This window comes from Salinimicrobium oceani, assembly GCF_012037645.1.
In genome coordinates, this window is record NZ_JAAVJR010000637.1 from 1 (window position 1) to 449 (window position 449).

The window sequence follows — 449 nt, forward strand, 5'->3', positions numbered from 1 at the left end:
TTAATAAGCGTAAAAAGTACAATTAAATTTTGAAATAGCACTATTTCTAAGAAAATTTTTTAAATCACAAAAATTCAGCTTTACCAGATACCAAAATCGTAGCCGTTCCTGGTAAGCTGATCATATCGCCTGTGATCGAATTTATAGAGAAAGGCACCACGTTTAGAACCTAATTTATCCTTTTCCTCGAGCTTTACCAGGAGATCATGGGAGAGCACCTTTTTGCGAAAATTGCGGGCATCGAGCTCTTTCTGAAAAATAGCCTCATACACGCTTTGTAGTTGCGGAATTGTAAATTTTTCGGGTAGTAGTTCAATGCCAATGGGTTTAAATCTGGCTTTCTGCTTCAGTTTTTCAAGGGCATCCTGCACCATGAGATCATGATCCAGAACCAGGGTTGGCAATTTATCCACATCATGCCATTCGGCTCCATGTTCTTTCACCAGTTC

At 39.2% G+C, this 449-nt stretch carries 1 protein-coding gene; it reads right to left on the bottom strand.

What is annotated here, in order from left to right; translation table 11 throughout:
* Window positions 1-80: 80 nt before the first annotated feature.
* Window positions 81-449, bottom strand: a 369-nt coding sequence (locus HC175_RS18640) for an NUDIX hydrolase (protein WP_438865963.1), incomplete at its 5' end; no start/stop codon positions are given.